Source organism: Alicyclobacillus contaminans DSM 17975, from assembly GCF_000429525.1.
Classification (GTDB): domain Bacteria; phylum Bacillota; class Bacilli; order Alicyclobacillales; family Alicyclobacillaceae; genus Alicyclobacillus_A; species Alicyclobacillus_A contaminans.
Genome location: NZ_AUCA01000053.1, coordinates 1 through 15682, shown reverse-complemented (window position 1 = coordinate 15682; position 15682 = coordinate 1). Strand labels below are relative to the sequence as shown.

The following is a 15682-nucleotide window of genomic DNA, read 5'->3' as shown; positions in this document are numbered from 1 at the left end:
CCCAATTCGATTTTTTTCGCAACACATCCACCTGCATCGTGAGTTCACCGATCTTAGCCCGAGCCTCCTGCAACTCTTTCTCCAGCTCCTGCTCCCTCGTAGAGGGTCCGGACTGAAGCCCAGCCCGTCCACCAGTCAGGAACGCTTCACGCCACCTGTAATACAGACTCTGGGCCACGCCATGCCGCCGACATACCTCGCTGATATTCGCACCGGGCATCATGCCCTCGAGCACGATGTTCATCTTCTCGTCCACTGTCCACTTACGTCCCGGCATCATAAACACCTCTACTTCATCTTAACCCATCCCTTCTGTCTGGGTTGACTCTGGGGCCAGTATATTTTCTCTGACATGCGAACTTCAGCTGTCGTCATCCAGATCATCCACGAACATGATTTTTATCGGAGCATCCCCATTGCTCTCTCCAAGCAATTCTGCCTTCAACTTGAGCGCCTGCCGAAATTCAGCCATCGAGCCGTTGAACAGATCGACCATCTGCTTAGCAGGGACACCTTTACGCATCACTGGTTTGTATTCAGCATCGAGCATTGGGCGGCCGTTCTTTAGCGTCACAGGATACTCGGTAGATACAGCTTCTTTGATATGGTCATCCGCCAACGCATTCATACGATAGGCCCGCTCAATCATGGAGTCGAGTAGTTCCAGGTCACTTAGGCGCTTTTCAACGGCTTCCTGTAGTACCGCTTCGGATTGTTCCGCGTACCGCTTTGCCACTTCATCACGCACAGGAAAGTGTGTGTCAAAGTGGCGTTTCACCGCCACCTTTGAAAGCGTCACGCCATGCTCGGCCATGAAGTCTGCGATCTTCTGCAAGCTGGCCCCATCCTGCCTCATCTTCTCTGCTGTTGCTCGGTGTTCACTGTTGCACAGCTTGCAATTCTTGTGGTATCCGACCATCGCGTTACACCTCCATCCGTTACGCGTTACGCCGTTACGTTACGATGGGTTACGGCGTTACGCTTTTCTCCCACAAATAAAAAACCCGCCGAAGCGGGTAAAATTGACGTTTCAGTGTTTTTTCAATATAACCAAGAACTCCTGCGTTTCTCCAGCGCGGAGTACAGGAACTATGGAGTGAAGTTCGTACTCTCTGTATTCATGGTCGTTAAGTGCGGTCATCAAAAGTTCTTCGTTTGAACTCCTCAACGGGTGATTCCACGATGTTTTAACGGGTACAACTTTATACTTCATCTACCATTCACCTCCCGCTTCCTCATTCTCCGCGCGGAAGAGTTTTCCTTCTATCCCAGCCCCATAATGGATGTGATATGTGACATACAATACAAAATTCCCAGTGCCGCCAAGATTGACGCTACATACTTTCGCACAGGCCGCTTGATCCCCAGCGGCGCTATCATGCCAGCAATCCAACCGATGACCAGCGATATGGCCAGCACAGCCAGGATTGCTACGGCGAAATTCATGAACTTCGGCACGGCTGGAGCGAAAGCTTTGCCCAGATCGAGTTGGTTGTTCATCTCTCACCCTCCCCGCGGAGGATATTCGCCGCAAGCCTGGGAACTCCTGCATAAAAAGGATCTGCCGCCAGCCCACAGACAAAGCTGGCGGCCTCCACATATCTCCCACCGGCCCGTACGCTAGCCGGTGGTCGCCCGCAAGGGGGGTCCATACACTGAAACCCTCGCTCAGGAAGTCGGTGCGCTGAAAGTGACGCACCAGTCAGGGGGCGAGCGCCCTGCAGGGACTTATCAGACTCGCGTGTTTATCCCCTGACTGCTGAGCCACTTTTCACTTTGGATGTGGCTCGCGTAACACCATCTGTGCCAACCACTCAGCCGCTCGCGCGTAAACCTTGGTGGTCCATGTTAGGTGTCCCGCGCACGCCTACGTTGCCTCAGCTTACCTCCGCGGCGCTCGTAAGTATTCGCCGATTGCATCAGACGTTCAATGTCCCTAAACGTCAACCGCTCCCGGCGCGCAATGGTGACTGTCACGCCTTCTCTCTGATTCAAGCGCTGTTTCTTCTTCACACGTCCTCACCCAGTTCTCTGAGTTGATCTGCCAGCATATCCCGATATTCTGCCGCGGCAGCCCATCTTGCATTGGCGGTCGTCACTCGTGCGCGCGAGCTACCGGGCGGGAGCGCCCTGCGCGCCTCAGCTGCCCGTTGCGCCGCCGTAACAGCCTTGGCGTAGCGAGTTTTCAGCTTCGCAATCTCGCGTTTTCGCAATGTTTCCTGCGCCACGTGCTCACCCACTGTCACCGCCCACCCTTCGCATAGTTCGCAACCCAACATCCTCGTGCCGGACGGAACACGTTCATTGCAGGTCCAGCAAAAATGCATCAAATCACCTCATGTCATTACCGGAGGAAGCCCTGCAGAACCGCTCCGGTTCGGTGGGAGGTGTTCGGTCGTACGGAACCGCCTTGCAGGGCCAGTGTAATAACAAGAGCACCAGCCGCAGCCGATGCCCTGAAGCAATACAAAAGCCACCAGCCGTGGCTGATGGCCAAGTGCATATGGGGGTAGGGTGGCTGGCTCATCACCAGCGTTCGGGACACGAGTCGAAAACCGGTGTTCATCCGTCCATGTACGCACAGGCAGATGTCGACCATCGCGCCCCCAACGCCAGCGGTGAACTGGCGTGAACAACGACACTCTGCAAACGCCCCGTGGTGGATACTCTCCACTGATGCCAGTGTAGCAGGATATCCCGTCCTGTGAGTCCGGTCATTTTCCGGTGTTTTTCCGGCGATTTTTCCTTTTCCGAGCCCCGCCGTGCGGCGACACGGTCAGACCTGCGCGCTGTTTCGCCGCATTCCACGTGCCGAATCTCATACAGATGGCGGCGAGACTCGGATGTTCTGGATGGGCCATCTTCCACTCCCGATACTGCCTCATGCCGAAGGACGGGCCGCATGCCTCTGCACAGAGTTTCAGCGCACGAATCATATCTTCATCCGATATGACGTGGACGTGTGGCGCCTGAAGACTTATCCCCGCCTTTTCCTTCGCGGCATTCCACGTTCCAAACATGAGCAGCATAGCGTTGGCGTTCGGCCTGTCTGGATGATTCGCCCGCCACTTCTCATAGTCCCCGACGGAAAGCCCTGGATAAACCGCCGCAGCCTCGCGCAAGGCATTTATGCAGTCCTGCTCCGTCGGCGTCTCAAAGCCGAGCTGCTTTCCGACCTCCGTCCACTTCATTCTCATGCGTCGTGTGATGGTGACGGCTGCCATCGCATCATGGTCCTTCGCATACGCGTTCCACTCGCGGATGGATGGCCAGTGTCCGATCTTCTCCGCAAACTCCCGCAGCGCGGCTAGAGACGCCTCCAGCCGCTCCCTGTTGACTTGTTTCGGCACTACTCCGCGACCTCTTCGACCGTCCACAGGCCGGGCTCCCAGCCTGCGTTCAGTACGGCGTCCGCGTCGTCCTGCACCGGCTCGATGAACTGCGCGTTGATCTCACCTCGCACCCGCTGTCCGTCCGGGCGGGTCCACCATCCGTGGTACTGCGCGCGATACACCAGGCCGTCCTCTGATGGCTCACAGGTCACGCGTTTCGCTTCGAACTCGCCGTCTTCGAAGAGTTCGATGCGCTTCTCTGCCATGAACATTGTCATCCCTAGTTCCTCCTTTGCGTATTTTATGATCTGTTCTTCCGTCCACACTGGGGTGGCGGAGAGGATTTGGATAGGCTCGGGCAGCTTTCCTCGCCCCCAGTATGTCGCCACTTTCCGTCGATCCCAGCCGAGGATCGCGGCGGCTTCCGTCACACCAGCCAGCTTCGGGATGTGGTGGTATGTCATGCGATCTCACCCCGCAGCTCCGCCACCGTCTGCACCACGATGGTGTACAGCATCCCCTGCCCCATCATGCTGCGATGGTCGATGATGTGGCGCGCGCTCGACGTACCGAGAAGGGTGGCTACCCGCTGGCGCAGGGTCGCTGCAGCCTGTTCGGTGCTCATCCCGGTGCGGCGAGCGAGCTTCTGGATGCTCGCCTGCACGTCTTCTTCCGTGGCGGCGGACAGCCACTCCAGCGCCTTCGCACGGATATCCTCCGCCCATGCAATCTGCTTCGGGCTGCCCTGCAGAGCCTGCATCTGGATGCCCCAGCGCGCCGCCGTCGCCTGACGGAGCTTTTCGGCCTCTATGGCGCGCTCGCGCCTGATGCACTCGTCGCATCCAGTGAACGCCCGGCCTGTAGCGAAGGTAAAGTGCATCTGCGGCCGATCCGTATGCGGGCAGGCACCCTGCTTCGCTTCGCGCCACGCCTGCCGCAAACCGAGGACGAACCGCGCCGTATAGTCACCGACCATCTGCCGCGCAAGTTCATGTGCTCGTTGCATAATCTCCTTCTTCGTCATCTTAACCGCCTCCCTGTTGTATTTGACAACATTATAACACGGGGTGTTGTAATTTACAACAGGTGAATCAAAAAAATATCCCCGCACATCGGCGGGGTGTGAGATGAACAATCTCACCTCCTTTCAGCGCTCCATAAAGTTCCGTCAACCCATGCGACCGTCTCCTCCAAGATCTCGTATATCCGGCTCTTCGAGTAGTTCGTGTGCGCCTCGATGGCGTGCCATGGGGCTTTGTCGCGGTAGTACATCGTCAGCACCGTCTGATACTCCGGCCGACACAGCGCCACCATGTCCTCGATGTCCTGGATCTGGTCGCATATCTCGTCGTACTGATGCTGGAGCATGGAGATCTCGCGCTCCGTCCGCTCGATGCGCTCCAGCGTGTCGGCCACGTAGTCCTCCATGGTGTATGGCTGGCCACCCTGCACCCGATCCTTGTCATAGGTGATGGCCTTCTGCCCTGCGTTCGCCAGATCCGCCTTCCACCGGGCGATGCGTTCACGGCGTCGGGCGATCTGGTGCTCCAGGCGGCGTTTCTCTCCGTCCAGCCAGTGCCACCGCTCCATTGCCGCGCGGAAGCCGGATGACCTTTTCGACACCGTGATCTCTGCATCGAAACTACCCATGGCGCCAACTCCTTTCACTGCCAACCGTCAATACTTCAACCCACCATGCCGGTATTCACGCGCCCGGTTTTTCGCCATCTTCGCGAATAGAGCTCCTACCAAGTCCAGCTTGTGTGTGGCCGCGGTATCCATCACGCGGAGCATCACATCTGCCAGTTCTTCTGATACCTTATCCGCGCCCTCTCCCTTCCGATCCGCCTGCAGCGCCTCGCTGACCTCACTGTGTATCAGCGCGAGTTGCACAGGCAGCAGTACCGGTTCGTCGTGCCATCCCTTACTGCAGGCCGTGTCATATGCTTGGTCCATCAGCGCCTTGAACCCGGCGCGGATCACGTGTTCTTCGAGTTTCAACGTGACCGTTATCTCCGTTTCGAATGGCTTATCCACAGGTTGTGGATAGTTTTCTGAAGAACTGATGTTGTTCGAAGATTTATCAGCAGTCTCACTTGATTGCTGCTTGAAGGGTTTCACTTTATCCACCTTACCCATCGCTGCCGACTCCTTTTCTGGGGTATCCAAACCGTGCCTCCGTAGCCAGTACGTCATGCTGCCGCGTTTTACACCGACAGCCTCGGCCGCCTTATATCTCGGCACGCCTTGTTTTCGCAGTTCCAGATACGCTACGACATGTTCATCATGCGGGAGATAGCGCGATCTTGGCGACGGATCAATGTATTGCTCCGCACCTGTATCCCACATCGGCGGAACCTGGTATCCTTTCCGGTCCAGAAACTCGCCGAGCTGGTTGAGTTTCGCTTTGGCCGCTTCCGACCTGTAGCCCTCGAGTTCTACGCCGATGAGAGACGCTGCGCACTCCAGACTGTTGCGGCTCGCCACGAACTCCATGGCCTCACGGAAGCTCACCTCGTTTTCCTCGGCGTAGCTACGGATCATCAGCTCGTAGTTGATCTTTCCGTTCATGAAGGTCGGCTCACTCACGATGATCCCTCCTTCACCTCAAGCTCGATTTCAACCCGCGGGTTCTCCCGGTCTACCCCGAAGTCAATCACCTGCGGCAGGCACATGCTGTCATCCTCGTACAGGATGCCCTTGAGCGCATCCAGCGTCAGCTTCCATGTGTTGTCCGTATCTCTCCGGCGCCAGTCCCGCCAGTACACCCACATCCGGACGATCACTTTCCGGTCCTCTGGTGGGATGGACCACCGTGTATCAGCGCGCCACGCCTTAGCCAGCCATGCAGCGTCGCGTTTGAATCGCGCGGCCTCTCGCGTTGGTACGCGCATCCGGCGCCCGTTCGCTGTCGTGAAGTTGCGGTATGCGTGGTTTACACTCGGCGGAAGTGGCAGCACCAATCTACTCATGCCATCGCCTCCCCGCTCTCTAACTCCACCAGCTTGTCCAGCCAGAACGCCTCCGTGTAACCTTCATCCATCCGAACCGTTGCCCAGCCGTGGCGGGAAACGTACACCACTTCTCCGTATCGCCCCGGCATCTGCAGCAGCTCTTTGCGCTTTGGCCGTTTCGGGTTCCCGGCCAGCGAAAGCACCCGAACGTAGTCACCCACTCTCACTCCACATCCACCCCCACGGCGCGGAGTGCGGCGAGACAGATTGCTTCGGGTGCAGTTGGCCCCAATCCGACCACCAAGTTACGTCCATCTCTTAAGTCGCATCCCCATTGTCTTCCGATTTCGGGAACTATATAAGCGTTCATCAAGTCCATATTCCAACCCAGTTGTTGCATTCTATCCACCACATCCCAAGCTGCTGAGATGTGTGTGGTGTACTCGATCGGCTCTTCTTTGCCGCACTCCGTATACCCCATCACCTTCTCTGCCACCAACGCATCCCGTTCACGCGGTGACATCTCGCTCCACTTCATGCTCTCACCCTTCCGTTTCGGCCCCTAGCAGCCTGCTGGAGCCGTTTTTTGCTTGCCCCAGTATAAATACCTTGCTCGGTGTATTCGCAGGGAAAATCACGCCTCTGCAAAGTCAAAAAGTGTTTTCACTTGGGTCGCTTCCGCTGCAGCTTGCAAATTCTTCACTGCTTGCCGGTAGTACGATGGTTTCAGTTCGACTCCAACAAACCTACGCCCCATCTTGATTGACTCGTATCCTTCGGAACCAATCCCGGCAAACGGAGAGAGAACAACGTCTCCGGGGTTACTCCAAAGTTCAACGGCCCGGCGTATGACCTCAAGTTGTAGCGGCGCAATGTGTTTTTCGTCCTTCTCCTCTCGCGCAGATTCCTTCTGCAGCGTTTCGGATGGGTTAATATCCATCCACACCGGGCTGGCGTAACGCTGCCAGAGCGAGACCGGGAAGGACTCGTTGGTATGTGTGATAGGCTCCGGGTTGTCTCCCGGCTTTCTCATCACCACGAGATAGTCCGGGATGCCCTGCCTGCTCATGGCGCTATCTTTTTTTAGCTGCTTGTGTAGTAGCCCGAGCGCCTTGGTACGCTGCATGGCGGTCACGGGGTCTTTCCAGATGCAGACCTCGCTGTGATAAATCCAGCCCACTCTTTGGAATGCACGAATCAAATCCCCACGAAAGTCGCGTATGCCAATGTATCCGTCACGCTGTTTGCTCGTCGGCAGGTTCATGCAGTGAACGGCCATCAGGCGACCCGCCATCGTCACGCGGTATAGTTCGTCCACAAGGAAGGAAAAGTGCTGTAGGAACTCTTCCTCGTCTTTGCAGTTGCCCATGTCCCGGTCACTGTTGCTGTAGGTATAGAGCGACGCAAACGGTGGCGAATAGACGGTGAAGTGGATACTCCCGCTCGGGATTCCTCGCAACACTTCCACGCAGTCTCCGTGGTAAAGCGCAAACTGATCCGTGACAATCTGGTCGAGAACCTTCATACTGCATCCCCCTTGAGCCAGTCTGGAAGTTTCATGTCCACTTGAGGCGTATATTCCGTCTTCTCTATCGCGGCGCTGCGTATATTGGCCCGAACGATTGCCTGCGTATACCAGCTCATGGCCTCCGCCATGGCTTCAAACTCCGCTTCTTTCCGTTTGACATTGTCCAGTACCGCACCCTCGAGCTCAGACGTGATGATGTGAACGTTCACGGGATTTTTCTGCCCGAACCGATAGCATCTGCGTATTGCCTGGAACATCTGCTCAAAACTATCGGACAGGCCAACAAAGGCCATATCGCTGCAGTGCTGCCAATTCATCCCGAACCCCGCGATAGAAGGTTTGGTCACAAGAACACGGATTTTCCCATCCGCGAAGTCCAGCATCGCCTTTTCCTTGTGCTCTGAGCTGTCAGAACCTTTGACTTCCACGGAGTCCGGTATGGCTTTTCTGAGTGCCTCGGACTCGGCATTTAGGTCGCACCAGACTAGGAACGGTTTATCCGTAGCGTTCACGATGTCGGCGCAAGCCGCAACACGTTCCGCAATCGTGCTGCTCCGTGCATGGCGGCGCTCCTGCAGCGTTTGCGCCGCGAATGGAATCAAGTATCCCTCCGGCGGATGGGTTGCCGGCAGCACGATTTCGTCGATGTTGAGCGGTGGAAGCAGAAAGTCGCCGTCCTCATATCCGAGGTCTGAAGGCTTGCGGATCAACACCGCCCACGAAGCTACCCACTCCCAGAACTTCTCGACCGCGTGCCCCTTGAGCCGCCATTGTGACGTGTTTCCGCCATCGTGGACAAAGAACATAGACAGCATCTCAGAGCGTGTCATAATCCCAAGGAACTCGGAGTGGTTGCCAAGCTCCATGTAGTCGTTTGGTGCAGGCGTCGCTGTGCAAGCGAGTTTGAATGGCGTTCTCTTGAACGAATCAATGATGATGTTCCGCATCTTTCCGTCATACGCTTTGAGCAGACTCGACTCGTCCAACACTATGCCTGTAAACTGTTCTGGATCGAATCTGTGCAACCGCTCGTAGTTCGTGATGTTGAGGCCATCACGGACATCCGAATCATCGCGGCATACATGCACAGTGAGATCAATTTTCTCTGCTTCTCTGGCGGTCTGGTTCGATACTGCCAAAGGTGCAAGTATCAGAACTTTTCCGCCAGAGTCTCTCTGAACTTGATTCGCCCACTCAAGTTGCATCAATGTCTTGCCTAGCCCGGTGTGCGCAAATATTGCTGCTTTCCCTCGCTTTAGTGCCCACCGTACAATGTCTCGCTGAAAATCAAATAGCTTTGGATGGAGAGCACTTCTTTGGACATCGATACCGGTTGGAACAGACGCCACACTCTTTGTCGCCAAAAACTCGAAGTAAGCTGATAAACTGAACTCGGTACTCGCACTCACGCCGTCTCCTCCCTCCTGCACTCATGGCATATCTTCCTGACCGCATCCTCATCCCCCAGCCACCAGCGGCGGCAGCTGGGGCACCAGAGCCAGTACATCTCGGTCATGCCTTCTCCATCGCCTCCTCGACCACCGTCACGACACTCAGCCACGGGCAGTAGTAGTCATATCCAAGCACGCTGCCATCTTTCTTGCTGATCCGCGGCACCTTTACCAGCACCCGTTTGCCAACCATGGCACGGTCCGTGTCAAACTTCCTGCGGGACCTCGGGAGACCATCCGGCAGCAGCCTGAACGCACTGTCGAACTCGGTCACCACGTCGACCACCTCTCCCTCCTTCGTGGTCCACCAGCCTGCACCATGACTCTCCCATCGCACTTTGCATCCAGGTGTCACGTTCATTTCTCCATCGCCTCCAGTTCGCTTATTGCGTACTCCAGCGGCGGCGGACAAACCAACTGGCCAGACAATCGCGCCCGCTCCACTTCTTCGGCCAACCGCTCCAATGCCTCTAACCTCCGCCGTTCAACCACCTTCAGCCCGGCCTGCTCCAGCATCCGCAGCTTGTGGTCGGTTAGGATGGCGGCAGCCCGTCCGCGTACGTCGTCCATCAGGAGTCACCCCGCTTTCTCCAGAACGCTACCGGGTCCACCACCAGACTCCGCGGCAACTTTTTTTCGATCCGGCCAGCAATCGCTTTGTACTCGTGGCCGACTTCACATTCTGTACGCGGGCACGATTCGTAGGCCGCCTCCAACGCACCGAGAATCCGGACCAGCTCCGTCCGGGTGAAGTCCATCCGACGGACTTTGTTCTCGTTCACTGCCATCAGGAATCACCCCCACGCCTACTTTCGAACCGCCTGTGTTCCTCATATCCACGACTTACCCAGGTGTCGATTTCCTCAAAGTAAAAACCGCGTTTACAATGTGGGCAGCACGGCAGCATCTTTTTCCCGCGATAGTTCTGCTCCAACTTCCTGAAAACAACCATGTGCGGCTTGTAGTTTGCGATCTGTCTCCGTTGCTCCAGTAAGGCTTCGGTTTGTTGTTCTACACGCTCCCAATAGGTGGCCAAGTATTCAATCGCCTCGTATGGGTCAACCAGTGCCCCGCAGATCCCACAGTTCACACGGCGGTTTTGCGTATCGACGATGAACGTCCGCTCCTTGCACTTGCACCGCTTTTCGATGCCACGGTTGATTCTGAGCACGTCTATATGCACGATGTTTTGTGGCAGTTCGTCCATCAGGAGTCACCGTCCTCAGTTCTTTCGCGCGTTTGCCGAAACACCATTCCGACAACCATGTGTATCCATTGGTGCTCACTAATCGCTATCTTGCCGTTGCCCCTTTTTACTGGCATCCCTCACACGCTCCTTTCCTACAGCTGCAACGTTGCTTGCAACCCTTCACCAGCGGTTCGTATCGCTTCGTAGAGCGCAGTTCTCGCCGAGTGAATATCATTGGCCAACTCCTGCAACGTCATCGCCTCTGACGCCTTGATATGACGTTCCAGCAGAAAGTCGATTGCCTGCTCCATCCGTGCGAAGTATGCGATGGGTCTCCAACCTGGCTCCGCCCCCTCCTTTCGCGCGTTGTCCGCGCGCTGCTCCACGACGATGTTGAGGTTGTCCGAAGTGAGACGGTACTTGTGTCCAACCGGGATGTTCATCCCTCGTCACTCCCCTCATATCCCCAGCGTCAGCTGCTCATATGGCCGCAGCCGGTATGTCCGCACGTACTCGTCAAGTTCTTCTCGTGTCCGAAACGGCGCTCCGCCACCACCCATGCCATCGAGATCCATGTAGTCGAGGAACCATTGAAACTTCGAGCCTTCCGCGTGACGGATGATGTACCACCGCCCGTCGTGCTTCCACTGCTCGACTGCGTCTTTCGCCCACTCTTCGAACCACTTCGGGATGCTGCGTGCCACGTCACCGCCTCCTCACTGGCCCTTCGGCGCCATTCTCGCTTCAAGCTGCGCAATGCGCGCCCGCAGGAGCCGATTCTCTTCTTTCACGCGGTTGTAAGCTTTCATTTGCGCGTCCAGGTCGGCCTTTTCGATGATCAGCAGTCCCTCTTGTTGCAGCCGCTCCCAGGCTCTCTGACTGAACAATCGGCGGAACCTGTCACCCGTTGTCTCGACCGCCATCGGTCTCCACCTCGCGTCCAACCACCAGGCTGTAGTTCAGTTCCATGCCGGCCGCCTCTTCTTCGGGCGTAAGTCCCATCTGCACCTGGAACCCTTTCGACGGCTGCCAGATGCGCCGGGCAATACCCGCATCGACTACGAAAAGGTCATCGAAACTGAGTTCGGAGCTGACCATCATCGGAAGGCGATTGCTGTATCGGTAGTTGATAATCCCGTAGATCTTTTCGCGAGCGAATCCAGTCGGAGTTTCTCGCCCCTTGTACAGGTCGTCGATGTACAGCACGTCCACTTGTCTCATTGCGTCCAGCCGGGCCTGGAGGCCATCCCAGTCGCTGCGCAGTTCTTCCATTCCCTCGACCCAGGGAAAATAGAGAACAGATATGCCCAACCGCATCAGGCCGTTTGCAATCGCCATGAGCAGGTGTGTCTTACCGCTTCCCGGCGGCCCTACGATGGCAATGCTGTTCGCGTCCGTCTTCCGGATCTCGTGGAAACGCTGGTAGTACTCCAGAGCCGCATCCCGGGCTTCTCTGACGCATTTTGGGCGTCCCTGTACCCGGAATCCCCGGAACCCAACATCCCGGTACCGTTCTGGGATCTGACTGCTCTTGAGCAACTTCGCCATGCGGCGCCGTTCAACGCAGATGCACTCCCGAAAGTGATGCGGCCGCCATGCCTGCTTTTCCTCGTCCCACAGTCGCATGTCACCCACCGGGTACTCTTCGCCAGTGGCGATGTCCACGGCCACCACGCACTCATCTCGGCACAGCTCGCACTCATATGCGGCCGACTTTGCCGCCGGTGATTGTTCTTCTCGCTTTATTCGGGGCACGCTGTTGCTGAGAACTTCTGCTACGGGCTGTAATGTCAATGTCGACACCTCCTGACCGTCTTATCCCGCCTTCGGCTCGCCAGTTTTGGAGAATCGAACGCACGTAGGCGAGTCGGGGTTTGTTTTGCCAAAAAGCCTCTTGCACAGCTTCTGTAAACCACCGCTCCGAGAATTCCTCGCAGAGTCCATCGATGGCGTCTTGCACTTGCTTGTTGATTGGACCGAAGCCACTGTCCTGGTATATCTGGTAGGCCGAACGAAACTTTGGTTCTAACGAGGAGGACAAGAACGTATCCTCCGTATCAAACGTGATCATCGACGCTTCATCCGGCGGCTGCTGTTCGACAGTTGCTGCGACTTCTCGCTGTACGTTGTCGTTCTCGTATTCGTTTTCGTTTACGATCTCGTTTACGTTCTCGTTCTCGTTTACGTTAGGGACAACATTTGTCTGCGGCTGACTACACTTGATGTCAAATGTCCGCGAGTGTCCACAATCATCAACGGGTGCCGGAAACTTGCTGTCTTTTGCGCGCCTTCGCTGGTGTTTGTCCCAGTTTGTCAACGCAAGGTATCGTCTGCCATCGACCTCATACAGTTGGAGCAACCCTGCGCGTTCCAACTCTGTCAGCCAGCCGTCAACCTGCTCAGTAGTCACCTGGCCCAGAAACGCACTTAGGCACTGACCAATCACGATGTTTGTCCGACCGTCGAACCGGCCGTAATCATCAACTGAAACGACCAACCTCCAAAACAACCGCTCCGCATCGGCGGAAACCAATGTCAAAGTGTCCGACGTTCGAATGGATTCCTTTATGATCCGGTTTGGCAATCACAATCACCTCCCGCGCCTTGAATAATCTCCGCCCCGGCCGCATACCCTCTCTTTTGTGGGATGCGGCCAAGCATCTAAACATGAAGTTCTGCGGCATCTTGACTGAAGGGCATTAACACAGCTCGTGCGTGTTTTACAGCTCGTTCAGCGTCTCGTATGTCGTCAAAATACCCAACATGAATTTGCCGATTATTGACCCTCAGTTGGGCTTCCCATTTCTTTTGTTTCTTGTGCCATGAAACACCACGAATTCCGGTTGTGCTGTTCTTTTGTGCGCCTCGTGTGTTCTGCAAGTTCTCCGCATTTGTGACTATCCGGAGATTACTTTTTCGATTGTCCAGTGTGTTGTGGTTGATGTGGTCCACAACCATACCTGGAGGTGCATCCACAACAAGGCGATGCAGATACAAATTCGTTCTTTTTCTGTTTAGATAGTGATATGAACGGATGTAGTAAACTCCTTGTCTTGGCATCCATCTTGCGAACCACCGGCAGTCGTAGGACATGACCTTTTCCAAATCTGATGTATCAATTAGGGTTTCGAGCAGCCTGTCTTTCCAAGGCACGAATATCCTAGTTAGATCTCCGTCAACCACAAAATGGTTCTTCACGGTTCACCCCTCCATCGGAATCACCAGGGTCTGCCCCGGCTGTATGTCAGTGTCGTTCAGTCCGTTCAACTGCTCTATCTCAGCCACTACATCCCGAGGGTCGTGATTCTTGTCCGCGGCCGTGGCTATAGACCATAAACTATCTCCCTGCTGCACCACGTATGTTGTCGTAGCTGTCGGTCTATGTAGGTCTTGCGTGGTGTACTGGGCCAGGACGAAGCCGCCGAGCAGTACGCACAGTGCCAATCCGACCGCCTGGGCGGAGGGAGTGGGTACCCTCCGCAGCAGGGTGCGCTTAGAACGGGAGGTCATCATCGGATATGTCTGTCCCCGGGATAACTGGCTCATCATCCGATTCCTCCCTTTCCGGTGCAGGCTGATCAAGCTGCTGAGGCTTCCCTACCTCCGCTTCAGCGTCCGCCAACAGCTTGTCGATCGTGTCCATCATCTGCTGCATCTCGACGATGGTGAGATCATGGAGGTCCGCTTTTCCGAAATAGGAGTGAGCCATCTTTTTCAGTTCAGTCAGACCGAACCCAACAGCCGCCCCCTTCTTCCGTAGCTCCAGAGCGACCCGCTTCCACTCGGCTTGCGCCTCGAAAGCTGCCTTGTCGTTGCTCTCGACCACCAACGTTGAGTCCATCTCTTCCTGTGTCGTCAGACCGGATATGCCGAACTGTCGTTTAAGCGCCATGGACTCTGCCACCTTCTGAATCATGGCTGACGGGTACTGCTTCCATGTGTTCGACCCAGCGTTGTACTCATCGAAGTCCACGAACACCACGGCCGGCCGCCGCCGCTTGTGGTAGCACGCAGCCCAGGCGCCGATGATTTTCCCGCGCTTGGTACCGAACTTGTGGGACACCTTGTCCGTCTCGGCGTCGATGGAAAACTCATCGCCTTCGCGAACCACGAAGGACTTGAGGCCATCAAAGTCAGGGTCACGCTGAGCGACCTTCAGGTAACCGTCGCGACTTGTCATGATGACAGCCGGAGCGTTGGGGTCATCGACATACTTGCCGTTCGAGTCCTTCTTTTGGCGTTTGATGCACCATATCTCCTTGAGAAACGGGTCCAGCTTGTAGCGCCCGCACAAGGTCAGGAACATGCTCAGTTCAGCATCCGTAACCCCTTTGGCCACGGTCCGCTTGATGACCTCGATCTGCTCCTGGGTGAAAGACTCAAGGCCGGTCTGTACTGCCTTCTGGCCTTCAAGTACCTGCAAAGTCTGCTCCGGTTTTGCCATCACTCAGCCACCTCCACTGAAAAGCTCGTTCCTCCGAAGTCGATCTCCACGCCTTCTACTGGTTGCCCGTTCTCGTCGACCACAAAGTAGTCGCCATCCGCCTCAACAATCCGAAGAGTTTGTTTATACGCCGCCCAGTCGGGTGACTTTTTGACTTTGATGTACTCGGTCTCGCCGTTCTCCTCTAGGAACCGGAGCAGCGCTTCGTCGTCCGCTTTCTTCGGAGAAGGTTGGCGTGTCATGGACTTGAGCTTTCCGTACGGAGTCGTGATGGTCTTGGCCTTCGGGTTCAGCTTCAGCTGCTCTTGGTGGTACTCCATGAGCAGCATTTCTAAGTAGTCCGTGCTCTCCTTGACCTTCGCGAGCTCCTTGTCACGCCAAGCATTGATTCGCTCGACCTCAGCATCCGCCAGCTGGTTGACCTCTGCTTCCTTCGCCTTCAGGGCCGCCAACTTCCGCAGGCACCAGTTGGCGCCGTTCAGGTCTGTCACGCGAAAACGTTCCTGGGATGCCTGCAGTTCCTCAATCTCCATCAGTTGCAGTGCGTTGATGCTCATCTTTTTTCACCCTCCTCCATGGGTTGCAAGTGTTCCTTCCAAAATGCCCCGGTAAAGCTGTGTATCCCGTCCTCCACTCGCACATCGCAGATGGTGAGGCCGACCGATACCACCCGGCCTGTCTTCCCCGCTGCGTTGTCGGCGCCGGGGCCTATGCGGACGAGCTGCCCAACGCGGAAGTCTGTCATGCAGAATCACCGTCCAGTGCCCTGACCACAATCGCTTGG

At 56.1% G+C, this 15682-nt stretch carries 28 protein-coding genes; 1 reads left to right on the top strand and 27 read right to left on the bottom strand.

From position 1 onward, the window contains the following. The 4 genes from G463_RS0115335 to G463_RS0115310 form a co-directional block, all read right to left on the bottom strand. On the bottom strand, window positions 1-277 hold a 277-nt coding region (locus tag G463_RS0115335; protein ID WP_026975470.1), incomplete at its 3' end, for a transposase. Window positions 278-361: 84 nt separating this feature from the next. Next, the gene (locus G463_RS0115330; protein ID WP_156900252.1) at window positions 362-835 is read right to left on the bottom strand and encodes a hypothetical protein; all 474 of its coding nucleotides are present in this window, start codon (window positions 833-835) and stop codon (window positions 362-364) included. 428 nt (window positions 836-1263) lie between these two features. Continuing rightward, window positions 1264-1500 carry a hypothetical protein gene (locus G463_RS0115320; protein ID WP_026975865.1) on the bottom strand — a complete coding sequence of 79 codons (237 nt, stop codon included), beginning with the start codon at window positions 1498-1500 and terminating at the stop codon, window positions 1264-1266. Window positions 1501-2009: 509 nt separating this feature from the next. Then, window positions 2010-2246 (bottom strand): hypothetical protein, encoded by a 237-nt coding sequence (locus tag G463_RS0115310; protein WP_245575918.1) that lies wholly within the window; start codon window positions 2244-2246, stop codon window positions 2010-2012. 236 nt (window positions 2247-2482) lie between these two features. Between G463_RS0115310 and G463_RS22995 the strand changes: the two genes are divergently transcribed. Further along, window positions 2483-2632, top strand: coding sequence for a hypothetical protein (locus G463_RS22995; protein WP_156900251.1), 150 nt, complete (start codon window positions 2483-2485; stop codon window positions 2630-2632). Between the two features lie 82 nt (window positions 2633-2714). On the opposite strand, the gene G463_RS0115305 is transcribed toward G463_RS22995, so the two are convergent. The 23 genes from G463_RS0115305 to G463_RS0115185 all read right to left on the bottom strand — a co-directional run bounded on the left by G463_RS0115305 (window position 2715) and on the right by G463_RS0115185 (window position 15455). Then, the gene (locus G463_RS0115305) at window positions 2715-3350 is read right to left on the bottom strand and encodes a homing endonuclease associated repeat-containing protein (RefSeq protein ID WP_026975863.1); all 636 of its coding nucleotides are present in this window, start codon (window positions 3348-3350) and stop codon (window positions 2715-2717) included. Beyond that, complete coding sequence (locus G463_RS22990) at window positions 3350-3610, bottom strand: hypothetical protein (protein WP_156900250.1); 261 nt, start codon at window positions 3608-3610, stop codon at window positions 3350-3352. Before G463_RS22990 ends, G463_RS0115305 begins: the two co-directional genes overlap by 1 nt. A 182-nt stretch (window positions 3611-3792) precedes the next feature. Further along, entirely contained in the window at window positions 3793-4356 is a 564-nt protein-coding gene (locus tag G463_RS0115295) for a hypothetical protein (protein ID WP_026975861.1), read from the bottom strand. Between the two features lie 113 nt (window positions 4357-4469). Beyond that, the gene (locus tag G463_RS0115290; RefSeq protein ID WP_026975860.1) at window positions 4470-4982 is read right to left on the bottom strand and encodes a DUF1492 domain-containing protein; all 513 of its coding nucleotides are present in this window, start codon (window positions 4980-4982) and stop codon (window positions 4470-4472) included. 27 nt (window positions 4983-5009) lie between these two features. Further along, the gene (locus tag G463_RS21960; RefSeq protein WP_051322353.1) at window positions 5010-5921 is read right to left on the bottom strand and encodes a nucleoside triphosphate pyrophosphohydrolase family protein; all 912 of its coding nucleotides are present in this window, start codon (window positions 5919-5921) and stop codon (window positions 5010-5012) included. Next, complete coding sequence (locus G463_RS0115280) at window positions 5918-6304, bottom strand: RusA family crossover junction endodeoxyribonuclease (protein ID WP_026975859.1); 387 nt, start codon at window positions 6302-6304, stop codon at window positions 5918-5920. Before G463_RS0115280 ends, G463_RS21960 begins: the two co-directional genes overlap by 4 nt. Next, window positions 6301-6513 carry a hypothetical protein gene (locus G463_RS0115275; protein WP_026975858.1) on the bottom strand — a complete coding sequence of 71 codons (213 nt, stop codon included), beginning with the start codon at window positions 6511-6513 and terminating at the stop codon, window positions 6301-6303. Before G463_RS0115275 ends, G463_RS0115280 begins: the two co-directional genes overlap by 4 nt. Further along, window positions 6510-6824, bottom strand: a complete 315-nt coding sequence (locus G463_RS0115270) for a BC1872 family protein (RefSeq protein ID WP_026975857.1) — start codon at window positions 6822-6824, stop codon at window positions 6510-6512. Before G463_RS0115270 ends, G463_RS0115275 begins: the two co-directional genes overlap by 4 nt. 96 nt (window positions 6825-6920) lie before the next feature. Further along, window positions 6921-7811, bottom strand: a complete 891-nt coding sequence (locus G463_RS0115265) for a DNA-methyltransferase (protein WP_026975856.1) — start codon at window positions 7809-7811, stop codon at window positions 6921-6923. After that, window positions 7808-9223 (bottom strand): helicase-related protein, encoded by a 1416-nt coding sequence (locus tag G463_RS0115260; protein ID WP_026975855.1) that lies wholly within the window; start codon window positions 9221-9223, stop codon window positions 7808-7810. The genes G463_RS0115265 and G463_RS0115260 overlap by 4 nt, the downstream gene beginning before the upstream one ends. Before the next feature lie 103 nt (window positions 9224-9326). Further along, window positions 9327-9626, bottom strand: a complete 300-nt coding sequence (locus G463_RS0115250; RefSeq protein WP_026975854.1) for a hypothetical protein — start codon at window positions 9624-9626, stop codon at window positions 9327-9329. After that, a complete protein-coding gene (locus G463_RS0115245; RefSeq protein ID WP_026975853.1) occupies window positions 9623-9835 on the bottom strand; it encodes a hypothetical protein in 213 nt (70 codons plus the stop codon). Before G463_RS0115245 ends, G463_RS0115250 begins: the two co-directional genes overlap by 4 nt. Beyond that, the gene (locus tag G463_RS0115240; protein ID WP_026975852.1) at window positions 9835-10053 is read right to left on the bottom strand and encodes a hypothetical protein; all 219 of its coding nucleotides are present in this window, start codon (window positions 10051-10053) and stop codon (window positions 9835-9837) included. The genes G463_RS0115245 and G463_RS0115240 overlap by 1 nt, the downstream gene beginning before the upstream one ends. After that, complete coding sequence (locus tag G463_RS20795) at window positions 10053-10472, bottom strand: hypothetical protein (protein WP_035487570.1); 420 nt, start codon at window positions 10470-10472, stop codon at window positions 10053-10055. Before G463_RS20795 ends, G463_RS0115240 begins: the two co-directional genes overlap by 1 nt. A gap of 134 nt (window positions 10473-10606) precedes the next feature. Next, window positions 10607-10897 (bottom strand): hypothetical protein, encoded by a 291-nt coding sequence (locus tag G463_RS0115225; protein WP_026975851.1) that lies wholly within the window; start codon window positions 10895-10897, stop codon window positions 10607-10609. Between the two features lie 15 nt (window positions 10898-10912). After that, complete coding sequence (locus tag G463_RS0115220; RefSeq protein ID WP_026975850.1) at window positions 10913-11158, bottom strand: hypothetical protein; 246 nt, start codon at window positions 11156-11158, stop codon at window positions 10913-10915. A 12-nt stretch (window positions 11159-11170) separates the two neighbouring features. After that, window positions 11171-11377, bottom strand: a complete 207-nt coding sequence (locus G463_RS0115215) for a hypothetical protein (protein WP_026975849.1) — start codon at window positions 11375-11377, stop codon at window positions 11171-11173. After that, window positions 11355-12248 carry an ATP-binding protein gene (locus G463_RS20790; RefSeq protein WP_169725488.1) on the bottom strand — a complete coding sequence of 298 codons (894 nt, stop codon included), beginning with the start codon at window positions 12246-12248 and terminating at the stop codon, window positions 11355-11357. The genes G463_RS0115215 and G463_RS20790 overlap by 23 nt, the downstream gene beginning before the upstream one ends. Next, entirely contained in the window at window positions 12154-13038 is an 885-nt protein-coding gene (locus G463_RS22985) for a DnaD domain protein (RefSeq protein ID WP_051322351.1), read from the bottom strand. The genes G463_RS20790 and G463_RS22985 overlap by 95 nt, the downstream gene beginning before the upstream one ends. 77 nt (window positions 13039-13115) lie before the next feature. Next, window positions 13116-13652 (bottom strand): HNH endonuclease, encoded by a 537-nt coding sequence (locus G463_RS21950; RefSeq protein WP_051322350.1) that lies wholly within the window; start codon window positions 13650-13652, stop codon window positions 13116-13118. 3 nt (window positions 13653-13655) lie between these two features. Then, entirely contained in the window at window positions 13656-14000 is a 345-nt protein-coding gene (yneA, locus tag G463_RS20775; RefSeq protein ID WP_169725487.1) for a cell division suppressor protein YneA, read from the bottom strand. Continuing rightward, window positions 13948-14898: a phage recombination protein Bet gene (bet, locus tag G463_RS0115190; RefSeq protein WP_035487566.1), complete on the bottom strand. Its 951-nt coding sequence runs from the start codon at window positions 14896-14898 to the stop codon at window positions 13948-13950. Before bet ends, yneA begins: the two co-directional genes overlap by 53 nt. Continuing rightward, the gene (locus G463_RS0115185; protein WP_051322348.1) at window positions 14898-15455 is read right to left on the bottom strand and encodes a host-nuclease inhibitor Gam family protein; all 558 of its coding nucleotides are present in this window, start codon (window positions 15453-15455) and stop codon (window positions 14898-14900) included. The genes bet and G463_RS0115185 overlap by 1 nt, the downstream gene beginning before the upstream one ends. Window positions 15456-15682 lie beyond the last annotated feature (227 nt).